Source organism: Streptomyces sp. NPDC057877 (assembly GCF_042796855.1).
GTDB lineage: Bacteria > Actinomycetota > Actinomycetes > Streptomycetales > Streptomycetaceae > Streptomyces.
The window spans coordinates 83,367-105,709 of record NZ_JBHVMS010000004.1 but is presented as its reverse complement, the minus strand read 5'-3'; the positions used below and the strand labels follow the sequence as shown (position 1 = coordinate 105,709).

The following is a 22,343-nucleotide window of genomic DNA, read 5'->3' as shown; positions in this document are numbered from 1 at the left end:
CTCGGGCTCCGGACCCGGGTCCGTCGTCAGACGCTCGCGCCCAGGGAGGCATCCTGCCCCTACCTGCGGCGGGAAAGCCAATCCGGCACCCGTTGGAGTCGTGAGAACACCCTTGGGAGTCACACGATGAGCGCCACTGACTGGCCGCCAACCCTAGATCGCCGACAACCGTACGGGGGACCCCGACGCGCCGATAACCCGGCCGGTCGTGGCCATCGTCACAGCCGCGGGCCGGTCTCCCGTCAGCCGGTGGCCGACGCGCCCGCCGCCTTCGCGGCCTCCCGGACCGCTCCGGCGACCGCGCCCGCGACCTTGTCGTTGAAGACGCTGGGGACGATGTAGTTCGGGTTCAGCTCGTCCTCGGTGACCACATCCGCCAGCGCCTTCGCTGCCGCGAGCATCATCTCGGTGTTGACCGTGCGGGACTGCGCGTCGAGCAGGCCGCGGAAGACACCCGGGAAGACCAGCACGTTGTTGATCTGGTTGGGGAAGTCGGAGCGGCCGGTGGCCACAACTGCCGCCGTCTGCCGGGCGATTGCCGGGTCCACCTCGGGGTCCGGGTTCGCGAGCGCGAACACGATCGCGTCCTCGGCCATCGCGGCCACGTCGGCGCCGTCGAGGACGTTCGGGGCGGAGACGCCGATGAAGACGTCCGCGCCGCGCACCGCTTCCTTCAGGGTGCCGGTGATGCCCTCGGGGTTGGTGTTGTCGGCGATCCAGCGCAGCGCCGAGCCGGGCGCGGCGTCGACCAGGTCCTCCCGGTCGGCGTGCACCACGCCGTGGATGTCGGCGACGACGGCGTGCTTGACGCCCGCGGCGAGCAGCAGCTTCAGGATGGCCGTACCGGCGGCGCCCGCGCCGGACATCACCACGCGCACGTCGCCGACGGACTTGCCGACCACGCGCAGCGCGTTGGTCAGCGCGGCGAGGACGACGATGGCGGTGCCGTGCTGGTCGTCGTGGAAGACGGGGATGTCGAGGGCCTCACGCAGCCGGGCCTCGATCTCGAAGCAGCGGGGCGCGGAGATGTCCTCCAGGTTGATCCCGGCGAAGCCCGGGGCGATCGCCTTGACGATCTCCACGATGGCGTCGGTGTCCTGGGTGTCCAGGCAGATCGGCCAGGCGTCGATGCCCGCGAACCGCTTGAAGAGGGCCGCCTTGCCCTCCATCACCGGCAGCGCGGCCTTCGGGCCGATGTTGCCGAGGCCCAGCACCGCCGAGCCGTCCGTCACGACCGCGACGGAGTTGCGCTTGATGGTCAGGCGCCGGGCGTCCTCGGGGTTCTCCGCGATCGCCATGCAGACGCGGGCCACACCCGGCGTGTAGACCATGGACAGGTCGTCGCGGTTGCGGATGGGGTGCTTCGACGCCATCTCGATCTTGCCGCCGAGGTGCATCAGGAACGTACGGTCGGAGACCTTGCCGAGCGTGACGCCCTCGATGCCGCGGAGCTTCTCGACGATCTCGTCGGCGTGCGCGGTGGAGCTGGCCGCGATGGTGACGTCGATCCGGAGCTTCTCGTGGCCGGAGGCGGTGACGTCGAGACCGGTCACCGAGCCGCCGGAGGACTCCACGGCGGTGGTGAGCTGCGATACGGCGGTTCCGCTCGCGGGCACCTCCAGCCGGACCGTCATCGAGTAGGAGACGCTGGGCGCCGTTGCCATGGCCGACTTCCTCTTTCACCGTGTGACGCTGGTATGCCGTCCGATCGTCGCACCTACCGCCGGGTAGGAGGGAGCCGGGCCTGGATTGCGAACGTATTGTTCACCACACGGAACAGCCCCACATCACTGGGTGATGTGGGGCTGTCGCCGTAGCTCAGTGGCACCGGCCCGCCATGCTCGCCTCGCGGCAAGTGGTCGCTCGTAGCGACGAAGGTTGGGCCCGGGGGCTTGGATCGAGCCGGTGCCACACCCAGGCTAACAAACGGATCCCATAAGGCCATTCCCGTACCGGAGGCACATGCCCGGTTCTCAGTCCCGCAGCAGATCCGGCACCCCGGCCCCGTCCGGCTCGTCCCGCTCCCCCGACACGATCGTCAGCTGCTGGGTGGCCCGGGTCAGCGCCACGTACAGCACGCGCAGACCGGCGGGCGACTCGTCGGCGATCTCCGCCGGGGAGACGACCACGGTGGCGTCGTACTCCAGGCCCTTGGCCTCCAGACTGCCGAGCGCCACCACCCGGTCACCGAGCCCGGCGAGCCAGCGCGCGGCCTCGTCGCGGCGGTTCATGGCCACGACGACGCCCACGGTGCCGTCGACCTGGTCGAGCAGCCGGGCGGCCTCCGCGCGGACGCTCTGCCCGAGGGACTCGCGCACCACGGCGAACCGGGGCCGCACCCCGGTCGAACGCACGGCCGAGGGCGCCTCGGCGCCGGGCATCGCCAGCGTGAGCACGCGCGCCGCCAGCTCGGCGATCTCCGCGGGGTTGCGGTAGTTCACGGTGAGGGTGAAGCGGCGGCGCGGCCGGGTGCCGAGGGCCTCGTCGCGGGCCTCGGCGGCCTCGTCCGGGTCGGACCAGGAGGACTGGGCCGGGTCGCCGACGACCGTCCAGGTGGCGTGCCGTCCGCGGCGGCCGACCATGCGCCACTGCATCGGCGTGAGGTCCTGCGCCTCGTCGACGATGACGTGCGCGTACTCGGTGCGCTCCTGCGCCAGCCGCTCGGCGCGCTCGCGCCGCGACTCCTCACGCACCGGCATCAGCTCCTCCAGGCCGGTGAGCTGGTCGAGCGGGTCCAGCTCGCGCCGCTTGCGTGGGCGGGCGGGGCTGCCCAGGATCGCCTGGAGTTCGTCGAGCAGGGCGATGTCGTGCACGGTGCGGCCGTCGCGGCGCAGCGAGCGGGCGACCTTGCGGACCTCGCCGGGGTTGAGGACGCGGCGGGCCCAGCGGCCGAGCCGCCGCTCGTCGGCCATGGCGCGCAGCACGGCGTCCGGGGTCAGCTCCGGCCACCAGGCGTCGAGGAACTCGATGAAGGGGTCCTCGACGGTGATGTCCTCGTCGAAGGAGGACCGCAGCTCGGCGGCCAGCTCCGGGTCGGTGTGCCGGGTGGCGGCGCCGGACCGCTCCCACAGGGCGTCCAGGAGGAGACGGCGGGCGCGGGGCCGCAGCAGGTTGACGGGGGCGGTGCCGCCGAGGGCGGTGCGGCGGATGTCGGCCAGCTCACCGGCGGTCAGCTCCAGGCGGCGGCCGAAGGCGACGACCCGCAGGACCGCGGGCGAATCGTTCAGCTCCAGGGCTCCGCGGGCGGCCTTGCGCAGCACCCTCAGCATCCGTGCGGAGCCCTTGGCGCGGGCGGTGGCCGGGGAGTCGTAGAGCGTGGCCTCCACCCCGTCGACCAGCGAGCCGATCGCGCGGATGGCGACCTGGCCCTCCTCGCCGAGGGACGGCAGCACGCCCTCGGTGTACGCCACCAGGAGCGGGGTCGGGGAGACGATCAGGATGCCGCCCGCGTACCGGCGCCGGTCCTGGTAGAGCAGGTACGCCGCCCGGTGCAGGGCGACGGCGGTCTTGCCGGTGCCGGGGCCGCCCTCGACGTAGGTCACGGAGGCGGCGGGGGCGCGGATGACCTTGTCCTGCTCGGCCTGGATGGAGGAGACGATGTCCCGCATGGTGTGGCTGCGGGCCCGCCCGAGCGCCGCCATCAGCGCGCCGTCACCGATCGCGGGCAGTTCGTGGCCGTCCAGGAAGGCCTTCAGCTCGGGCCGCATGAGGTCGTCCTCGACGCCGAGGACGCGCCGTCCCTTGGAGCGGATGACACGGCGGCGCACGACCCGGCCAGGGTCGACGGGCGTGGCCCGGTAGAAGGGCGCGGCGGCGGGCGCCCGCCAGTCGATCACCAGCGGGGTGTAGTCCTCGTCGAGGACCCCGAGGCGCCCGATGTGCAGGGTCTCGGCGATGTCGGCGGTGTTGTCGGGGCGTACCGCGCCCTCGGCCGGTTCCACGGCGGTGTAGGCGCCGTCCGGCCCCTTCTTGCCGTCCTTCCCGCGCAGCAGGTCGATCCGGCCGAACAGGAAGTCCTCGAACTCGTTGTTCAGCCGGTTCAGGTGCACCCCCGCCCGGAACACCTGGGCGTCGCGCTCCGCCAGCGCGCCGGGCGTGCCGACCTGGCCGCGCTGGACGGCGTCGTGCATGAGGAACTCCGCCTCGTGGATCTTCTCCTCCAGGCGCCGGTACACCCGGTCCAGGTGCTCCTGCTCCACGCCGATCTCACGGTCGCGTACGGAGTCCTGGCTGGAGCCCTCGTGCGGGTCCCGGTTCTGATCGAGCGCGGTTTCCTGTTGAGCCTGAGCGGCCACCGGGCCCCCTTCTGACGTGCTGGGCAGCCGTCCACCGTACGCGAAGGGGGGCCGGTAAGGCTACGTCCGTGACCTCAGGCGTCGACCTCCACCAGCCGTTCGCCGTCGAAGGTCATGACCTCGAAGTGGTCGATCTCCTCGGGGGTGAAGGCGGCGCCGCCGTGGACGTAGAGCGGCTTCTTGGCCTTGTCGGTGGTGGCGTCGGGGAGGCCGTAGCCCCAGTCCGGGACGGACCAGGAGGTGACCGTCTCGCGTTCGCCGTTCTTGCCGACGGCTATCAGGGCGCACTTCTGCGGTCCCTTGACGTTCTTCAGCTCCAGGACGGTGTGGGTGCCCCAGGCCTTCTCCTCCATCCCGACGGTGGCGCTGACCTGGGTGTCCGGGTCGGTCGCGGAGAGCTTGTCGGACATGGTCTCGAAGGCCTCCTCGGCGGGACCGGCGGTGGGGCCCGCCTCGATGCCGGGGTTCCTCGTGCCCCCGCCCCCGCCTCCGCCGCCGTCGTCGGTGGTCGCCACGGCGGCGATCGGCCCGGCGACGATCAGCGCGGCAGCCGCCGCCACCATGTAGAAGCCCTTGCGGCGCTTGGCGGCGCGGCGCTCGGCGACCTCGTCGACCAGCTTCTCCGCCAGCCGCGGGCTCGGCCGCGCGGACAGCGACTCACCCAGCGCGGGGGTACTGCCGGTGCCGGGCAGGTCCGCGAGGGCGGCCAGCATCGGTTCCATCCCGGCCAGCTCGTCCAACTGCTGCGCGCACCAGTCGCAGCCCGCGAGATGCGCCTCGAAAGCGGTTGCCTCGGCATCGTCGAGTATCCCGAGGGCGTAGGCGCCGACGGCTTCGTGTTCGTTCGGGCCAAGCGATCCGCCGCCCGGTGTCCCCTGCATGGGACCAGCCATACCCGGACCACCCGCTCCGAATCCCGAAATCCCCCCGTACCCGCTCATCACGCCGTCACCCCCCGCTCCTCCAGTGCCAGCTTCATCGAACGCAGGGCGTAGAACACCCGCGAGCGCACGGTGCCACTCGGTATGCCGAGCGTCTCGGCCGCCTCGTTGACGGTACGCCCCTTGAAGTACGTCTCCACGAGCACCTCCCGGTGGGCCGGGGTCAGGTCGTCGAGCGCGTCAGACAGCGTCATCAGCCACAGCGCCTTGTCGATCTCGTCCTCCGCGGGGATGACCTCCAGCGGCGACGGGTCGACCTCCTGCGGCCGGGCCTGCCGGCTGCGGTGGCCGTCGATGACGATGCGCCGGGCGACCGTCACCAGCCAGGGGCGTACCGATCCGGTCGCTCGGTTGAGCTGACCGGCGTTCTTCCAGGCACGGATGAGCGTCTCCTGCACCACGTCCTCGGCGCGCTGCCGGTCTCCGGCGACCAGGCGCAGCACATAGGCGAGCAGGGGTCCGGCATGCTCCCGGTACAGGGCGCGCATCAGCTCCTCGTCGGGTTCCGAGGACCCGGACGACATGCGATGTCGGGCCCTCGCACCACGTTCATTGGCCACGACGGAATCCTTGCGCACGCCCACCTCCGATGTCCGGGGGTTCCCCCAGCCGGTCGCTCATGCACGGGTACGGAGTCCGGGCGCCGCGTGTTCAAAGAGGCGGGACGGTTTTCTGAGAGATTGGCGTGCCCGGACGGACATCGGGGCACATTCCCGCCGCAAACCCTTCACGATTCCATCACGGCAAGGGCTGTTGACAGGAAGTCAGCTGCGGTGGGGTGCTCTCAGGCGCGGGCGGGCTGCGCGCGCCGCCGGTGCCGGGCCACCCGTTCCCGGTTCCCGCACACCTCGCTGGAGCACCAGCGCCTGCGGTGCCCGCGCGAGGTGTCGACGTACACGATCGGGCAGTTGTCCCCCGCGCACTGCCGCAGACCGGCCCGCGCGGCGGGATCGGTGAGCAGTTCCACGACGTCCCGCGCGACGGCACCGAGCAGCGCCGGGCACTGCGGCGGCCCGGCCAGCTCCCGCACCAGCGTGCCGTCCGGGCCGCGCCGGGCGCGCGGGGCGGGCGGCGCGGTGCGGGCGAGGTCGTTGACGCTCGCGAGGGCGAGGTCGTACGCCGGGGAGGCGGGCGCGTGGCGCCCGTACACCAATTGCCCCACCCGGGCGCGCACTTCGCGGAAGCCGGTCAGCCAGGAGGCGTCCGCGTGGACCAGTGGGGTGCGCGGCGGGACGAGTCCGGAGCCGGTGATCCAGGCGCACAGCACCTCGACGGAGTCGAGCCGTTCGACGGGGTGCGTGGTGGCCAGCAGGTCCAGGCAGAGGCGACCGGTGTCGAACCGCAGCTCGTACGCGGACGAGGGCATGTGGGCCATACGTGCGTCACCGCCCAGGGGTCGGTCACAGGAAAGCAGGCAAGGCGCTCCTCTCACAGTGCCTGCCCGCTTCCCTGACCGGAACCCCTCTCACGGTGCCGCTGGTCCCCGAAGGATGTTCTGGCAGTGCTCACATGTCGGCGTACTTGGCGTCGGCGGCGGGGTCGAGGGCGAGCCGGTAGCCGCGCTTGACGACCGTCTGGATCAGCTTCGGCGCCCCGAGGGCGGTCCGCAGCCGGGCCATGGCGGTCTCCACGGCGTGCTCGTCCCGCCCGGCGCCCGGCAGCGCGCGCAGCAGCTCGGCACGGGCGACCACCCACCCGGGCCGCCGGGACAACGCCCGCAGCAACGACATCCCGGCGGGCGGTACGGGCTTCAGCGCGCCGTCCACCAGCACCGCGTGCCCCCGGATCTCCACCCGGTGCCCGGCGATCGGCAACGCCCGGGACCGTGCGGGCAGTTCCTGGCACAGCAACTGCACCAGCGGCCCGAGCCGGAACCGCTCGGGCTGCACGGTGTCGACGCCGCGCGCCTGCAGCGGCAGCGCGGTGACGGGCCCGACGCAGGCGGGCAGCACGTCGTGGCTGAGGGCGGCGAGCAGTTCGGGCAGCAGTCCGCGCTCCTCGGCACGGTTGAGGAGGGAGGCGGCGGCGGGCGCGCTGGTGAAGGTGAGGGCGTCGAGCCCGCGCGAGACGGCGGCGTCCAGCAGCCGGTCGACGGGCGAGAGGTCCTCGGGCGGCATCCACCGGTACACAGGCACACCGACGACCTCGGCACCGGCCGCGCGCAGCGACTCCACGAACCCGGGCAGGGGTTCCCCGTGCAACTGCACGGCGATCCGCCGCCCGTCGACGCCCTCCTCCAGCAGCCGGTCGAGCACTTCCGCCATCGACTCCGACGAGGGCGACCAGTCCTCGGTCAGCCCCGCGGCACGTATGGCCCCCTTGACCTTGGGCCCGCGGGCGAGCAGCTCGATCCCCCGCAGCCTGTCGAGCAGGACCTCACCGAGCCCCCACCCGTCGGCGGCCTCGATCCACCCCCGGAACCCGATCGCGGTGGTGGCGACCACCACGTCCGGCACCTGGTCGAGGAGTTCCTTGGTGGCGGCGAGCAGCTCACCGTCGTCGGAGAGCGGCACGATCCGCAGGGCGGGCGCGTGCAGCACGGTGGCCCCGCGCCGCTGGAGCAGAGCACCGAGTTCGTCGGCCCGGCGCGCGGCCGTGACGCCGACGGTGAATCCGGCGAGGGGCCCGTGTTCGGCCTGGGCGAGGGGCCTGTGTTCGGCCTGACTGGGTGGGCGCCGTTCCGGTCGCCCCTGTTCGTCGTACATAACTCTCGTCCCGCACTCGAGTTGTCTGCCACTGTCTCTTGTCTGCCGCCTACATGCGTCCGAGCCTGTCAACGGTGCGTGACAGGCTCGGTTCCGCTTGATGTCGCCGGTGTTACGTCGGGTGTGGGTCACACCTCGGCATAGCTGAGCTGCGGCTTCGTCTCCGATGCTGCCGTTGTGAGCGGTGTCGGCCGGGTGGTGCGACGAAGGTATACGGCCCACGTGACCACGAAGCAGACGACGTAGAAGGCGAGGAAGGCGACGAAGGCGCCGGTGCCGGAGCCGTAGGAGATGAAGGACTGCCGGAAGGCGAGGTTGATGCCCACGCCGCCGAGCGCGCCGACGGCCCCGATGAGCCCCATGGAGGCCCCGGAGAGCCGACGCCCGTAGGCCGCGGCGGCCTCACCTTCCAGCCCCCGGGCGAGCGCCTTGTTCTGGAAGATCCCCGGGATCATCTTGAAGGTGGACCCGTTGCCGAGCCCGGTGAGCACGAACAGCACCACGAAGGCGACGGTGAAGAGTGCCAGGGACTCCTGCATGGCGGCCACGATGAGCACCGCGGTGGCGACTCCCATGCCGACGAAGTTGTACAGGGTGATCCGCGCGCCGCCGTACTTGTCGGCCAGCCTGCCGCCGACCGGCCGGATCAGCGAGCCGAGCAGCGGACCGATGAAGGTGACGTACGCGGCCTGGAGCGGCGTACGGTCGAACTGGTTGGTCAGCACCTGCCCGAACGCGAAGCTGTAGCCGATGAACGACCCGAACGTCCCGATGTAGAGGAAGGACATGATCCAGGTGTGGGCGTCACGGGCGGCGTCCTTGGCAGCCCCGGTGTCGTTCTTGACGTTCTCGATGTTGTCCATGAACAACGCGGCGAGGACGGCGGCGACGACGATGAGCGGGATGTAGATCCCGAGCAGCACGCGCGGCCCGGCGTTGGCCCCGATGATCGCGAGCGCGACCAGCTGGATCACCGGCACGCCGATGTTCCCGCCGCCAGCGTTCAGCCCGAGGGCCCACCCCTTCTGCTTCAGCGGGAAGAAGGCGTTGATGTTGGTCATGGAGGAGGCGAAGTTACCGCCGCCGACACCGGCCAGCAGACCGACGATGAGGAAGGTGGAGAAGGAGGTACCGGGCTCCATCACGACGAAGGCGGCGACGGAGGGGACGAGCAGGAGCAGCGCCGAGACGATCGTCCAGTTCCGCCCGCCGAAGATCGCGACAGCGAAGGTGTACGGCACCCGTACGACGGCCCCGACCAGTGTCACCATCGACGTCAGCAGGAACTTGTCCGCCGGGGTGAGCCCGTACTCCGGGCCCATGAAGAGCACCAGCACGGACCACATGGTCCAGATCGAGAACCCGATGTGCTCCGAGAGCACGGAGAAGTAGAGGTTCCGCTTGGCGACCTTCTCGCCGGTCTCCCGCCAGAAGGTCTCGTTCTCGGGGTCCCAGTGGGCGATCCATCGGCCGCCCCTGCTCGGGGGTGCGGGCGTACTGCTAGGGGCTGTCATGACGCCTCCACGGTGCTCCGGGGCTCGGGTGGTCCTCTGAGTGGCTGAGTCCCGAAGGTAGGGAGGGCGCGTTTCCTGCCTGTGGCTGTGGGTGACCGGAAAGGAACGTTGCTCTCACTCTGGGTGGGGGGTGGGTGAGAGGTTGGGGGTGGGTTACTGGCGGGGGGCCTGCCAGTGGGGGGTCTGGGCGGGGGTTTGGTGGGGGGCGTAGGGGGGCTGGTCGCCGTACGGAGACTGGTCGCCGTACGGAGACTGGTCGCCGTACTGAGGCTGGTCGCCGTACTGGGGCTGGGGCTGGGGCTGGGGCTGAGGCTGGGGCTGATAGCCGTACGGGGATGGGGGCTGGGGCTGATAGCCGTACGGGGATGGGGGCTGGGGCTGATAGCTCTGGGGCGGCTGCTGACCGGCGTACGGATTCCCGTGCCCGGGAAGCTGCCCGCCGGGCGGCAGATACCGCACCCGCCCACCCTCACCGGCGACGGGCACGAACCCGGCGGCCTGGAGCCGCGCCGCGAACTTGGCGTTCCGCTTCCGGGTCACGACGAACCCGACCCCGAGGAGCGCCATGAGCCCGGCCCACCCGAGCCCGGCCCAGACGAGGGCGTCCCCCTGCACGGCCGCGACGCCGAACCCGAGGGTGATGCCCCCGGCGCCCCACATCATCCGCTTCTCGGCGCTGCGCCCGGTGAGGTCGAAGTTGATGCGGGCCTTGAGCAGCTCGATTGCGTCGGGAACGAGGGGCGGCAGGGACACCCCGTCCCCCGCGTGCGGGTACTGCGCCCAGTTCTGCGCGGCACGCGCGCGTGCGTGCGGGCTGGGGTCGGGCACGATCAGCATCACGAGCGAGCTGTTGTTGTGCCCGCCCTGCCGCACGTCCGCGTACTCGTACCCGAACTGCTGAGCAATGAAGGCCAGCCGCGCGAGCTTCTTCACGGAGGCCATGGCGCTCGTCAGCTCGACGGCCTCGCCGCTGGCCATGAGCTGGAACATCTTCTGTATCTGCCGCTTGCTCACGTGGTCCCGCTCCCCCGTATCTACGTGCGCTCACCTGCAACCCACAGGCCACACGGTTCACTTCAGCAACGGGGGCAGTGTGGCACAGGGGCGCAGAGCGGGAAAGCGAGCCTCAGCGCTCCCTGCCGTACAGGTCCCGCATCCCCACCAGCAGCACCTGCCCGGCGTCCGCGGCCTGCCTGAGTTCCGAGGACGGCTCGCTGCGGACATACACGGCGAGGACGGCGCCGTCGGCGTCCCACCCCTGGGCACAGAGGAGATCACGAATGTGCTCAAGCCGCTGGAGGTCGGCGACCGTACGGGACTTGTTGGTCGCTTCGGCCTCACCGAGGAGGGTGACGCGGGCTCGCTTGTCCCGCGGCCGTGACCCACGGCTGAGCGCGACCACATCGATCTCGTGCCCCCGGTGCTGGCGGCAGGCGACAGTCGTCGTACCAAGGTGCCCGATGTCCTCGAGGCCGCGCTCACGGCCGTATCGCAGGGTCCACTGGCGTGCCAGATCCTCGAAGTGCGGCCCCAGGACCTTGGAGGAAAAGGTCTCCTGCGACCGCTCCCAGGCTGCCCGTCCTTCCCGCATCTCGAAGTCGACGAGGTTCGGCCGCACGGTGAGGTCGTGGAACCGCACGATGGGATCGGCCACGGTGATGACGGGCTTGCGTTGGAGCAGCAGATCCTGGTCGTACCGGATGAAGGCAGCGGCCTTCATGACATTGAGGTGGTAGGTCAGAGTGCTCGCTTCCATCCCGACCAGCCCACCAATCTGAGTCGGGGTCGCGGCCCCGTTCGCCACGGCCTCCCAGATGGCGTGACAGGTGGCGCGGTCGCTGATGCGCGGGTCCTCGGCCAGCAGGTACTCGGGCTCGGTGAAGAGGATGTGCGAGGGACTGAGCACACTCCGCGTGAGCCATGCGTAGAACCCCTCGGGGCCGGGCTCGGGTGGATCACCGACGACGTCCCGATACCCCGGCGCCCCACCCAGTACGGCATCCACGAGGAACGCCGTCTCGGGATCGTCTACCCCCCAGTACTCAGCCGCGTCCCGGAACCCGAAGGGCCCGATCCGCATGTCGATCACCGCCCGCCCGCGCAACGCCTGGTCACCGGCGAGCAGTGTGGACATGGTCGAGATGGCCGAGCCGCAGAGGATGATCCGCAACGGCGGCTTCCCGGACGACGGCCCGCGCCGGTCGTAGAGCGCCTGGAGCACGGACGGCAGCTCGGGAGAGTGGGCGACGAGATACGGAAACTCATCCAGTACGAGCAGCGGAGGCGGCGCGTCCGGGTTCCGGCGCCCGGTGAGCAGATCGGCGGCCACGTCCATGGCCTCCACCCCATGGCGCGACTCTGCTGAAGGGCGAGGGTGTAGACCCCGTCCACGGCCCGGCACAGATGCTCCAGCAGATACGACTTCCCGTGCCGCCGCCGCCCTCGCACGACACCGATGCGGAGGCCGGGCCCTCGGTCGGTGCAGAACCGCGCGAGTTCCTCCCACTCGTGGGTTCGGTCGAAGACGCGGGCTGGTTTGGGGAGGGGCATGGGGCAGCTCCGTTGCGGGGGCGGCACAGCCTAACTGGAGTCGGCTTAGCTGTACTCACGTATGCGATTGATGACGCTGAGTAATGGAGCGAGTGTCGCGTCCCCCTACCTCGCACCACAGCAGCTTCCCTGCCTTGAGGGACCACCCACCCCACGAGTCGGCGTAGGCCTGCACGAGGAGCAGCCCGCGCCCGCGGCAGGCGTCGACGGGAGCGGGCGGCACCCGGCTACCGGGCGGCTGATCAAAGGGTGCGGGAACGTGAGGACTGGTATCCCAGACCCCCACCCGCAACCGCCCGTCCCCGAGAGCGGTCAGTCGCAGCGAGGCGGGGCCTTTGGTGTGCCGGTAGGCGTTGGCGACGAGTTCGGACGTCAACAGCTCGACGACATCGAGGACTTCACCCCTGCCGTGCCCGCTGAGCACGGCCCGTACGGTCATACGTGCGACGCGTGCGGCGCGGGGGTCATGGGGCAGGCGGAGGGCGTACGCCCAGGGTTGGTGCGGGGCTACGGTGGCCATCGGACATCTCCGGGAGGGGAAGGGGACTCGACCTCGCTCAACGAGGCGGTACGTGAACTACGGTAGAGCCAAAAGTTAGACACTTCTCACCGAGCAGCAAGAAAGCATCCATACTTCACTCGTGTGAGGGAGACGGCCTCGGTGTCACGCCGGGAAGGAAGATGCAGTGCCCCCCACCAGCAACCCGACGTTGCGGCAACGGAGACTAGGCGTTGAGCTACGCAAGCTCCGGGAACGGGCGGGACTCACCGCCACCGCCGCAGCACAGTTGCTGGGGGTCAACCAGGCACGCATCAGCATGATGGAGACGGGCCGCACCCCCGTCAGCGCCGATCGCGTCCGCACCATGGCCTCTGCCTACGACTGCTCCGACCAACCCCTTATCGAGGCCCTCGCCGCGATGACGGGACGGCGCACTCGCGGCTGGTGGGAGGAGTACCGAGACCATGTGCCCGCTGCACTCGTCGACCTGGCCGAGCTGGAACACCATGCCCTCGGCCTGCGCGCCGCGCTCGTCATCCACATCCCCGCCCTGCTACAGACGACCGATCACGCCCGCGCCCTCTTCCAGGCGGTCGTACCGCCTATGCACCAGTACGAGATCGAGCACCGCCTCTCCCACCGCATCAAGCGACAGGGAATCCTCCACCGAGACAACCCACCTCAGTACGCGGCAACAGTCCACGAGGCGGCCCTACGGATGGGTTTCGGCGGCCCAGTCGTCACTCGAGGCCAGCTGAAGCACCTCCTCGACATGAGCGAGCTGCCTCATGTGACCCTCAGGGTGATCCCCTTCGGCACACCGCACTTCCACACCACAGGACAGTCCGTCGACTACATCCAGGGTCCCGTCCGACAACTGGACACCGTCCAGTTGGACTCCCACCATGGCGCCTGCGAATTCCTCGACGCGGAAGTCCAGTTGGACAAGTACTGTGCGGTACTCGACAGCATGGAACTCTGCGCGCTCACACCCACCAGCTCACTCGACTTCATCCACCGCCTACTCCAAGAAACCTGAGAAGGTCCCCGTGCCCACCATCCACTGGCAGAGGTCGTCCTACAGCGGCGACGGCTCGAACTGTGTCGAGATAGCCACGGCATCCACCACCATCCACATCCGCGACTCAAAGCACCCCCAGGGACCGCACCTCGGCATCACCCGCACCACCTGGACCCCCTTCATCCAGTACGTGACCAGTGACCTACTAGCGCCCAGGTAGGCGACCAACCGCCAGCCGGCGATGTGACCCCGAGGGCCGCCCGCTTCCCGGCTGCTGAAGGCGGCTCAGTCCCACGCGTTGAAGAGCACCCCGCCCAGCGTGGTGATGCCGTAGTAGCGGACTTGTCGCCACTCGGTCTTGGTCAGCGCCGAGGCATGCAAGTCTGAAACGGGCATCGTTAGTTGAGCGTCGGGCAGTACTACGAAGCCGGATTGGGTGAAGACGTCGGCCCATGGTGGCGGTGAGGCGAAGAACTCCTCGGTGTACCACTCCCGGCGTTCCGCGGCGAAGGCGATCCAGGGGTAATGGCCGTGGCAGAGGATGACGCGCTCACCTGTGTCGTCGGTGATCGCCGCCGTGTGGAACGTACGAGGGTATTCCTGTTCCTCCAGCTCACCCACCTCGCCTCCGGCGGCGCGGGCGGCTGCGAAGAGCGCGGTGCGGAAGGCTCGAAGGTCGGTCTCGGGCAGCGGGCCGTCGTTCGGCCGACAGAAGCCTGTCGCTCCCCGGGGCAGCGTGGAGTCCAGGGTCTCGTCATCGCCCATTCGCTCGTCCTGTCCGGTGGGCCCTGGTACGGCCTGGTCACTCCTGCTCAGCCCGCGGCGGCCCGTACTCGGCCAACGGTTGGGCGAGGAGGTCAGCTACATGGGAAAGCCAGGCGCCCGGGGTGTACGGCGCGGGGGCGTCGACTTCCATGCCCAGTTCGGCGACGGCCGAGGCGTAGCCGGACTCGTCGAGGTCCAGGGCCAGTAGTTCGTGCACTTCGCCGACGAGGTGAGCGACGACCTGCGGATCTGTGGCGGAGCGGTAGTCGGCCACAGCCTGGTGGTGATCCGCGAATTCGTCGGGCATGTCCTGGGAGAACCATCCGCCGAGGAACTGGCCCAGCTCCGGGAAGCGGGCATGCCATTCCCAGTGGGTACTGGGCGGAGCGGGGGGCGGTACGCGCCCCTCCTCAACGCTGCTCCGGATGTGATCGGCGAGCGTGTGAAGCCACCGCTGGACGTCTTCTTCGGGCAGCCCGATGTCAGGGATGACGTAGAACTCTCCCAACTTCAGCCGAAGCCGTCCAGGCGGGTGCTCGGCGTACTCCCGCAGTTGCCGTTCGGCGACCGCCAGGGCCCATGGACGGGTATGCCAGGTGTGACGGAGATACGCCGTCAGGGCTTCACTGGGCTCGTCGGGGGTGTCATCGGCCAACTGTCCGACGTACGCGCGGATCACCTGGTCCAGTTCGCCGTAGCGGCGGTCGTGTTCGAGAGGGCTCAGGGGCACGGGGGTGGGCCTTTGCGGGGGATCGGCGGTGAATGGGTCACAGGTAGACAGGAACCGATGCGTGGACGACGAAGCCGTGCGGGGCCGACGTGTCCCGCTTCAGAATCACGCGTGCGGCGCGCACCTCCACAGGCCCTCGCCCGGCGAGCAGCATGGCGTCCAGCAGTACCCTGCCCACCGCTTCGGGACGCGACGGCCAGGCCGCCTCGATGGTGAGGCGCGTGCGGGTGCCCTGCGCGAGCCAGCGGTGGATGAGCTGCTCGTTGGCGTTGACCACTTGCTGGGTGGCCCACTGGGCGGTCTCACGGTCGGGGTAGGTGGCAGACCGGTTCCGGGATGGCATGGCTGAAGGCGCCTCTGAGGAGTGTGGGGTCATGACACGTCGACGTGCTCCCGCTGCATGTGCTCGTCTACGGTCCGCAGCAGGTGACGCAGTGCCTGAGGGGACGCCCAGCCGACGACAGGGGCCAGGCTGGCCTCCATCGCCCGCTCCACTGGGAAGAGCACGAGGGCGGACTGGGCCTCGGCGGCGAGCGGGGCCAGGAACTCGCCGCAGAAGGGGTGCTCGGAATCGATCGCGGCCTGGAGAGAGTCCTCGAGGGTCGCGTATTCACCCTCGTACACCCAGTTGACCCCGAACCCCGAAAGCAAAGGGAATCTGACCTCGATCTCCCATCGGGACAGCGGAAGTCCGTCGTAGTCGTCCTGTGGGTCCCGCCCCAGGGCCCGCAGCTTCTCCGCCAGAGAGTGCAGGTATTCGGCGGCGTCCGTTTTACCGGCACCGGCTCGCTCCATGAGCCGCCAGAACTCCTGCGGCACCGCTTTTGTGTCTTTCGCGCAGAGAGTGGCGACATGGTCGAGCAGCGCGGTCACGGTGACGAGCGGGCACATCCAGTCCGACGCGGCGGTGGCGCGCGTGGTGCGGATGAAACGCCGCAGCTCGGCATCGAGCGGCAGGGCTCCTCCGGAGTCCCGCACCGCGGCGGCGCGTTCCAGGACCCTCCTCATCGGGCCGTCGATGAAGAGACGCTCGGTGTGCACAATCAAGCTGTAACCGTCCTCGTCGTCACGAACACGAATCCACGAAAGAACTTACGGTCTGCTAAGGACTGACAGGGTACGACGTGATGACGACGAAGGGCGGGTCGAGGCCCTTCTTGTACTTCAGTGCCACCTGGACGGAATGCACGTCACTCGCCGTGGCGTTCATACCGTTCGCCGCGTAGTCGCCGCGCTCCACGGTGCGGCCGGTGACCTCGTTGACCGTAAGGGTGAGGGGCGGACTGATACTGGAGTTGTCGGGATTCCAATTCGGGTTGTTGGCCATCCGCCGCTCCACCCGCTTGACCCAGTCCTCGACGCGTTGGGCGTTGTCGATGTCGTCGAGTGCCGCCTGTGTGAGGCGCTGCCCGGAGGCAAGGTCTTTGTAGGCGGAGGCGGAGGGGGCGTTTCCCTGATCGCGGAGCCGCTGAACGAGTTGCTCGTCGGTGAGCCCGATGTGCTTGTCGACGCCGTGGCTGCCGTGGATGCCCTCTTGGCCCGCCAGGTCCAAGGGGTAGAAGTGGTTGTTGGGATCCTCACCCGGGACCGTGTACTTGTGCTCGGTCTTGAACTCGTTCAGCGCCCGCGCACCGAAGGCTTCCGCTCGCGCTTCCTCCGCGTGGAAGGACGGCGCGCTGCGATGCGCCTCGTCCAGCGGCCCCATCAGGGCGTCGAGCTGGGGGACCAGAGCGTTGACCCGTCGGTTGTATTCGTTGACGATCGCGTTGAGTCTCGCGGTGTCGAGGTTCAGGACGATGCCCGCGCCGAGTTGACTCGCGCCCTTGGCGACGCCTTTCACCACGCCCTTGATGAGGCCTTTGACGTCGTCCATCCCGACGCCGTCCTTGAGGTTCACCTCCACCTTGGGGATGGCTTCCCTGATGGCGTCGACGTAGACGTCCCAGACTTCGCGGTTGATGTAGACGGCGGCCTCGGCGAACTCGTAGAGCAGGTCGCTGATCTTCTGCGCGGTGTCGAAGAGCACCGTCATCACGGGGTGTGAGGCCGTCTGGGAGGAGGCCGAGTCGTGCTTCCACTCATAGCCCTCGCGGCTGGTGCCCCACGCCGTCGTTCCCCATAGCGCGCTGCAGAACTTCCGCATGGCGTCGTGCCATTCGCTGTTGCTCTGCTGGGTACGGGGCCGTAGGCCGGAGCCGTGTCGATGACCTGCGGCAGTGGCTGGGTGACCGCCGTCGTGGCACCGGTGGGGTCATTGGCCGCCTCGGCCTTCGCGTAGTTGTTGGCCGTCACGGTGAAGCCGACCGCGGCGCCACCGATACTCACGACGCTCTTGGCCCACACCTCCAGGAAGCGATTGATGGTCTCGCCGCCGTTGGCGAGCATCACGGCCAGGTCGACCGCCACCCGGCCCGGGTCGTGCCCCGTGCCACGCGGCCGCAGCCGACGCAACGCGGTGGTGAAGGCGCTGGTCAGCCCGGTGACTTCGGCCAGATCGACCAGTAGACGAGATCCGGCATGGCTGCCCACCCTGCGACCGTCGGCCGAGACGACAAGTCGAGGACGTGACCCGTTAGTGTGCACGCAGAAAGTGCCTTCCCCGGCGAGACGACAGAAGCCTTAGACAAGCCCTATCGTCCCAGGTCAGAAGGCATTTTCGCTTTGCCGCTCATGATCCGGACACGCCCCCCGGTGAAACGCGCAGGTTAGTTCACGACGCCCTCAGCGGCGAACCCCGGGGCGATCCTCTGATCAGGCCGTTTTTTCCCGAAGGTCAGATGCCGCCCTCCTAGCCGCCTCCAGCGGGCCAGAGAGCAACTTCTTTCGCTTTCCCCATCCCTCCGCCCTAGAGATGGCCTCGTCAAGAAGGTCAAGTAATTCTGCTCGCGCATCCCTCTCGGGATGTCTTGGAAGTGCTACCTGAACAACCAGCGATTGAAATTCTTCCAAAAATGATCCGATCCTGATGCCAGAAAATTTCGGACCGTAGATTTCCCCTGGAACGAAGTAGGTAACCGTCAGGTTGAACGGAACACCAGACGGCCCACGGACTCCCTGCGGCGCCCCCCGCAGGGAGTCCAGTGCGGAGGTCCACCGCCTATCCTCAAGTCCTCCACCAATGACTGACTTGAGAGACAGGGGAGCGAGGGATACGCTCGCGTCTCCATCAATTTCCGACATCACGACCCCAGATCCATTTTCCCTGCATGCGATTCCTTATTGAACGGGCCAGGCCAACGCTGCACAATCCACTTCTCCAGATCAAGCATATCCGAGCGCGAGCCACTAGTTAGCACACGCATGCGATCTGCGCCCATTGCAGCCATAGCTCTCGCCGAATACCGACCTGCCGGATCTTGGGTGATGCCGGTCTTGAGGTAACGCCCCTTTGCATCCTCCAAAACGTACAGGTAGCTCGTCGCGGTACTGTTGCGCGAGTTCCCGTGAGTGGATGGAACCGGCTTCGACCGCGGGTTGAGACTGGGACCCATCTGTCCATTCGCCAACCTTGGTTGGGCCCCAGTGGCGCAAGCACAAGCAGTCGAGTGACCTGCGGTGCTGCCTCCACAATTGTGAACGAGCACCGGAGTCTCACCCGCCAGCACATAGTACGTGTGCTACGCGGACGCCTGTACCTGCTTTTATGCAGGTCAAGCGCGATTTGCTGGTCCGGTGACGTGCGTGGGTGTCCGTGGTTGTGCGGGGTTGTTGCCGTCAGCTACTGCCGTCAGCCAGTTCAGCCCAGGTACGGCTTCTCGCGCTGTTCCAGGAAGTGCTGGAGCCTGAGCTGTTGGGTGTGGTGCATCGGCAGCTGCTCGATCTCTTCCGGCGGCACGAACCGGAGCTCGGTGGACTCGTCGGAAATCTCCAGCCGGCCGCCGGTGATGCGGGCGGTGAAGCAGACGTTGCACTGTCGCCGGACCTCGCCGTCGGTGTAGGCGATGATGTGTTTCGGGTCGGTGTAGGTGCCGACCAGGCCGGTGATCTCGACGTCGAGGCCAGTCTCTTCCTTGACCTCGCGGACGGCTGTGCCTGGCAGGGAGTCGGTGAGGTCCATTCCGCCTCCGGGCAGGGTCCATAGGTCGTTGTCGCGGCGGCGCTGGAGGAGGATGCGCCCGTGGTCGTCGGTGACGACGGCGGAGGCGGCGACGACCATGCTGTTCGGCTTGGGCGCGTTGGGGTCGTCGTAGTACTCGGTGCGGGCCACGGTCAGTCTTCCTCTCGTACGGGGGTTGCGGTCGCCCACACGGCGTCGAAGCTGTCGGCGTAGGTGTCGAACATGCCGCTCTCCTGGTGTCGGCGAAGGTGCCACACGGGGGCTGCGTAGGCGTTGACGCCCCAGACGTGTGCGTTGACGAACTGCTGGTCGTCGGCCCGGTAGAGGGAGTTGTAGAGCGTGGTTTCGTGGGTGCGGACTTCGATGCCGGGGGTGTCGGCGAGTGGCCTGTAGTGCATGAGCGCGAGGCGGCAGCGGGATTCGATGCCGTGTCCGAACCGCTCTTCCTGGCCGCGGGCTTGGACGGTGTCGCTGTCGGCGTCCCCGATCGCGATGCGGATGGTGCAGCCTTCGGCGGCGCGTTCGGTGAGGAGTTCGTTCAGCCGCGGGTAGGCCTCGTGGAGGAAGACTGCCGCGTAGACGAGGATGTCGATCCGTTCCCGGGCTTGGGCCATCAGGTCGGTGAACGTCGAGACGGGGAGGTCGGCCCGCTGTTCGTAGAGCGCGACCAGTTCGGGGCTGATGGCGCGGGCGGGGCGGGCCTGGCGGAGCGCCGGCCAGAGTGCGTGCACGTCTTCTCCCAGGGCTTTGGCCGCCTGGAGGGCGGTGGCACGACGTGGGATACGCCCGAGGTTCACCCAGCGCTCGACCGACTTGGGGTCGACCTCGACCTGCTGGGCGAGTGCGGCGTACGTGATGGCATGGCCATGACTCGAATCCGTGTTGCCCTGCTGCCGTCGGCGGTGTGCATTGCGGGCACCGACCCGACGCTGAAGATCAAGGACCAGCAGACCGGAGAGGTCGCCACCGATCGAGAGACCGGGGCGTCGCTGTACACGGTGACCGTGATGCTCATGGAGGACGGCCGGGCCGAGGTCTGAAGATCACCGTCCCGGAAACCGGCCTGGCCGCCGGGCTCAAGCCGGGCGCGATGGTGCGGCCCGTGGAGCTGTTCGCGACCCCGTGGGCGCGGATCTTCAACGGTCAGCTCTCCGACGGCGTCGCCTACCGGGCCGCCCGCCTGGAGCTGGTGACGGTGGAGGCGGCCCGGTGATCCGCTTCGAAAATTCCGTGCCGGAATACGTGCCGGACGCGCTGCTGGCCGTGGCCGTCCTGGTCGGTGTGTGGCTGCTGGTGACGGTGGTGCGCTACGTACGGGCCGACCGGGGCACGCGGGTGAGCATGCGGCAGGCCGTGCGGGTGCGGGGGGCTGGGTACGGCTCGCGCGGATGGCCGGGCTGACGGTCACCGACAAGACCCCGGGCCTGCTCGCCCAGATCACCGCGCAGAAGGACGGCCCCGCCCCCGCGCCCCGAGTCCTGACGCCGAAGATCAAGGTGAAGCCGGACCGGTTCGGTGTGATCGTGCAGGCCCGGACGCTGCCGCAGGTCGGGGTGGAGGAGTACCAGAAGTCGGCGCGGTTCCTGGCGGACGCCTGGCGGTGCACGCGGGTGTCCGTGCTGCCGGACGGCCCCGGCAGGGTGGTGATCCGGGGCGTGCGTTTCGACCCCCTGACCACGCCGACCACGCACCGGCCCACCGGCCTCCCGCCCGTGGACCTGACGCGCTGGGAGCTGGGCATCGACGAGTACGCCGCGAAGGTGTGCGTGTCCCTGGCCAACGTGCCCGGGGTCACGGTGGCCGGCGTCCCGGGTGCGGGCAAGACCTCCGGGGTCAACAAGTTCGTCTGCGACTTCGCACCGTCGGCGGCCGTGCAGATCGTGACGGCGGACGGCAAGGTGTCGCGGGCCTCGGAGGGCGACTACGCCGACCTCGTCAAGCGGATGTTCGCATTCTGCGGTGACGACCTGAACGAAGCGAACGCGTTGTTCAAGCGGCTGGTGGAACTGCGCAGGCGGCGCTCTGCGGTCATCCGTGACGTGCTGGGCGTGAAGAACATGTGGCACCTCGGCCCGTCACCGGAGTGGCCGCTCACGGTCCTGATCATCGATGAGGCGCACACGTACTTCCGCGAGTACAAGGGCAGCGACGCCACCACGAAACGGCTGGCCGCGTTGACGGCGGAGAACGCCCGGCTGGTGGAGGACCTGGTCAAGAAGGGCCGCAGCGTCGGCATCCTGGTGATCCTGATCAGCCAGAAGACCACCGGCGACGCGATTCCCACCTTCATCCGCGACGTATGCCCCATCGGGCTGTCCTTCGCGCAGAAGACCGTGGAAGCCGCGGTGGCCGCGCTGGGGGAGGACATCCGCAACTGGCCCGACGCCAGCCCGGTCACCTTGCAGGACCCCGCCTACGTCGGCGTTGCGGTGATGGCGATGCAGGGCCGCCCCGGCTACACCCGCATTCGCACCCCCTACGTCTCCGACGCCGACGCCGCCCGCGTCGCCGAAAACACCTCACACCTGACCGCCGACCCGGCCCTCCTCCTGGACGCCCTGCTCCACACGACTACACCTCTGCCCCCGCTCACCAAGCAGCCGTGAACGCCCTGTACTGGAAGAGAGGTTGAACCCATGGCGGAGGAACGGTTCACCCGGCGCACCGTGACCGTGGTCATGGCGGTCATCGCGGCCCTGGCCTTCGTCTTCTCCTTCGGCAACGTCTGGGCACTCGCCCTGCGCCTCGGCGTCCCCCACCCGATCGCCCCACTGATCGCACCCATGGTCGACCTGTCCGTCGTCGGACTCCTGATCGCCCTGCGCTTCCTCGCCCTGCGCGGCGTACCGAAGGCGGAGTTGCGGGCCGGTACCCGGCTGCTGCACCTGTGCGGCCTGCTCACCCTCGCCCTGAACACCGCCGAACCCCTGCTTGCCGGCCGCTACGGCCGCGCCTGCCTGGACACGGTCGCCCCGCTCCTGCTTCTCGGCTGGGGCCACGTCGGCCCCGCCTTCCTCACCCAGTTCCACACCCTCCCCACCCCACCGAGACCCCGGAGGCCGCCACCCCCGTCTCCGAACCGGTGCCCGACGAAGCACCCGCATCCGAGCCCCCGACGCCCACCCCGGTCGTCGTCGTCTCCCCCGCCCTGGAACCGCAGCCCGCTCCGGCTCCAACCGCCGCTCCGCCGGTCGTCGCCAAGACGGCTCGACCCGCTTCCGGCCCGGCCCTTCCTGCCGCCCTGCTGAACGCGGCCCGGCGCA

22 protein-coding genes and 1 pseudogene are annotated in these 22,343 nt (G+C 69.1%); 5 read left to right on the top strand and 18 right to left on the bottom strand.

The annotated features are described in order from the left end of the window. Positions 1–242: 242 nt before the first annotated feature. The 10 genes from ACFVQG_RS11940 to ACFVQG_RS11895 all read right to left on the bottom strand — a co-directional run bounded on the left by ACFVQG_RS11940 (position 243) and on the right by ACFVQG_RS11895 (position 12,525). The gene (locus ACFVQG_RS11940) at positions 243–1,664 is read right to left on the bottom strand and encodes an NAD-dependent malic enzyme (protein ID WP_383380032.1); all 1,422 of its coding nucleotides are present in this window, start codon (positions 1,662–1,664) and stop codon (positions 243–245) included. A gap of 309 nt (positions 1,665–1,973) precedes the next feature. Continuing rightward, positions 1,974–4,295, bottom strand: coding sequence for a HelD family protein (locus ACFVQG_RS11935; protein ID WP_383380029.1), 2,322 nt, complete (start codon positions 4,293–4,295; stop codon positions 1,974–1,976). A gap of 74 nt (positions 4,296–4,369) precedes the next feature. Beyond that, a complete protein-coding gene (locus ACFVQG_RS11930; protein ID WP_383380026.1) occupies positions 4,370–5,236 on the bottom strand; it encodes an anti-sigma factor family protein in 867 nt (288 codons plus the stop codon). Continuing rightward, on the bottom strand, positions 5,236–5,760 hold the full coding sequence (locus ACFVQG_RS11925) for a sigma-70 family RNA polymerase sigma factor (protein WP_210925063.1): 525 nt from the start codon (positions 5,758–5,760) through the stop codon (positions 5,236–5,238). Before ACFVQG_RS11925 ends, ACFVQG_RS11930 begins: the two co-directional genes overlap by 1 nt. A 260-nt stretch (positions 5,761–6,020) precedes the next feature. Further along, entirely contained in the window at positions 6,021–6,611 is a 591-nt protein-coding gene (locus ACFVQG_RS11920) for a CGNR zinc finger domain-containing protein (RefSeq protein WP_383380023.1), read from the bottom strand. Positions 6,612–6,741: 130 nt separating this feature from the next. Continuing rightward, complete coding sequence (locus ACFVQG_RS11915; protein WP_383380020.1) at positions 6,742–7,941, bottom strand: uroporphyrinogen-III synthase; 1,200 nt, start codon at positions 7,939–7,941, stop codon at positions 6,742–6,744. 128 nt (positions 7,942–8,069) lie between these two features. After that, positions 8,070–9,455 (bottom strand): nitrate/nitrite transporter, encoded by a 1,386-nt coding sequence (locus ACFVQG_RS11910; RefSeq protein WP_383380017.1) that lies wholly within the window; start codon positions 9,453–9,455, stop codon positions 8,070–8,072. A 153-nt stretch (positions 9,456–9,608) separates the two neighbouring features. Continuing rightward, positions 9,609–10,469: a hypothetical protein gene (locus tag ACFVQG_RS11905; protein WP_383380014.1), complete on the bottom strand. Its 861-nt coding sequence runs from the start codon at positions 10,467–10,469 to the stop codon at positions 9,609–9,611. Positions 10,470–10,581: 112 nt separating this feature from the next. Continuing rightward, complete coding sequence (locus tag ACFVQG_RS11900) at positions 10,582–11,790, bottom strand: ATP-binding protein (protein WP_383380011.1); 1,209 nt, start codon at positions 11,788–11,790, stop codon at positions 10,582–10,584. 270 nt (positions 11,791–12,060) lie between these two features. Continuing rightward, the gene (locus ACFVQG_RS11895) at positions 12,061–12,525 is read right to left on the bottom strand and encodes an ATP-binding protein (RefSeq protein ID WP_383380009.1); all 465 of its coding nucleotides are present in this window, start codon (positions 12,523–12,525) and stop codon (positions 12,061–12,063) included. 166 nt (positions 12,526–12,691) lie between these two features. Here ACFVQG_RS11895 and ACFVQG_RS11890 point away from each other — a divergent pair, with 166 nt between their 5' ends. Together ACFVQG_RS11890 and ACFVQG_RS11885 are read left to right on the top strand one after the other, a co-directional pair. Further along, positions 12,692–13,546, top strand: coding sequence for a helix-turn-helix domain-containing protein (locus tag ACFVQG_RS11890; RefSeq protein ID WP_383380006.1), 855 nt, complete (start codon positions 12,692–12,694; stop codon positions 13,544–13,546). Further along, positions 13,461–13,748, top strand: coding sequence for a DUF397 domain-containing protein (locus ACFVQG_RS11885; protein WP_383380004.1), 288 nt, complete (start codon positions 13,461–13,463; stop codon positions 13,746–13,748). The genes ACFVQG_RS11890 and ACFVQG_RS11885 overlap by 86 nt, the downstream gene beginning before the upstream one ends. Positions 13,749–13,813: 65 nt before the next feature. On the opposite strand, the gene ACFVQG_RS11880 is transcribed toward ACFVQG_RS11885, so the two are convergent. The 8 genes and pseudogenes from ACFVQG_RS11880 to ACFVQG_RS11845 all read right to left on the bottom strand — a co-directional run bounded on the left by ACFVQG_RS11880 (position 13,814) and on the right by ACFVQG_RS11845 (position 19,937). Then, positions 13,814–14,293, bottom strand: a complete 480-nt coding sequence (locus ACFVQG_RS11880) for a hypothetical protein (protein ID WP_383380001.1) — start codon at positions 14,291–14,293, stop codon at positions 13,814–13,816. A 37-nt stretch (positions 14,294–14,330) separates the two neighbouring features. After that, positions 14,331–15,023: a contact-dependent growth inhibition system immunity protein gene (locus ACFVQG_RS11875; protein WP_383379998.1), complete on the bottom strand. Its 693-nt coding sequence runs from the start codon at positions 15,021–15,023 to the stop codon at positions 14,331–14,333. Positions 15,024–15,060: 37 nt separating this feature from the next. After that, positions 15,061–15,366, bottom strand: coding sequence for an RNase A-like domain-containing protein (locus ACFVQG_RS11870; RefSeq protein WP_383379995.1), 306 nt, complete (start codon positions 15,364–15,366; stop codon positions 15,061–15,063). A 29-nt stretch (positions 15,367–15,395) separates the two neighbouring features. Beyond that, positions 15,396–16,064 carry a hypothetical protein gene (locus ACFVQG_RS11865; protein WP_383381678.1) on the bottom strand — a complete coding sequence of 223 codons (669 nt, stop codon included), beginning with the start codon at positions 16,062–16,064 and terminating at the stop codon, positions 15,396–15,398. 61 nt (positions 16,065–16,125) lie between these two features. Next, a complete protein-coding gene (locus ACFVQG_RS11860; protein ID WP_383379992.1) occupies positions 16,126–17,055 on the bottom strand; it encodes an RNase A-like domain-containing protein in 930 nt (309 codons plus the stop codon). 326 nt (positions 17,056–17,381) lie between these two features. Then, positions 17,382–17,606 (bottom strand): annotated as a pseudogene (locus ACFVQG_RS11855) (IS1380 family transposase); the annotation flags it as partial. Between the two features lie 1,153 nt (positions 17,607–18,759). After that, positions 18,760–19,230, bottom strand: a complete 471-nt coding sequence (locus ACFVQG_RS11850; protein WP_383379990.1) for an NUDIX hydrolase — start codon at positions 19,228–19,230, stop codon at positions 18,760–18,762. Positions 19,231–19,232: 2 nt separating this feature from the next. Continuing rightward, entirely contained in the window at positions 19,233–19,937 is a 705-nt protein-coding gene (locus tag ACFVQG_RS11845; RefSeq protein WP_383381675.1) for an XRE family transcriptional regulator, read from the bottom strand. Between the two features lie 352 nt (positions 19,938–20,289). On the opposite strand from ACFVQG_RS11845, the gene ACFVQG_RS11840 reads away from it, so the two are divergent. Genes ACFVQG_RS11840 through ACFVQG_RS11830 form a run of 3 tightly spaced genes read left to right on the top strand, consistent with a single transcriptional unit; the run spans position 20,290 to position 22,328 of the window. Next, positions 20,290–20,481 (top strand): hypothetical protein, encoded by a 192-nt coding sequence (locus ACFVQG_RS11840; RefSeq protein ID WP_383379988.1) that lies wholly within the window; start codon positions 20,290–20,292, stop codon positions 20,479–20,481. After that, positions 20,469–21,686 carry a cell division protein FtsK gene (locus tag ACFVQG_RS11835; protein ID WP_383379985.1) on the top strand — a complete coding sequence of 406 codons (1,218 nt, stop codon included), beginning with the start codon at positions 20,469–20,471 and terminating at the stop codon, positions 21,684–21,686. Before ACFVQG_RS11840 ends, ACFVQG_RS11835 begins: the two co-directional genes overlap by 13 nt. 30 nt (positions 21,687–21,716) lie before the next feature. Next, positions 21,717–22,328, top strand: coding sequence for a DUF2637 domain-containing protein (locus ACFVQG_RS11830; protein WP_383379983.1), 612 nt, complete (start codon positions 21,717–21,719; stop codon positions 22,326–22,328). The last annotated feature ends 15 nt before the right edge of the window (positions 22,329–22,343 follow it).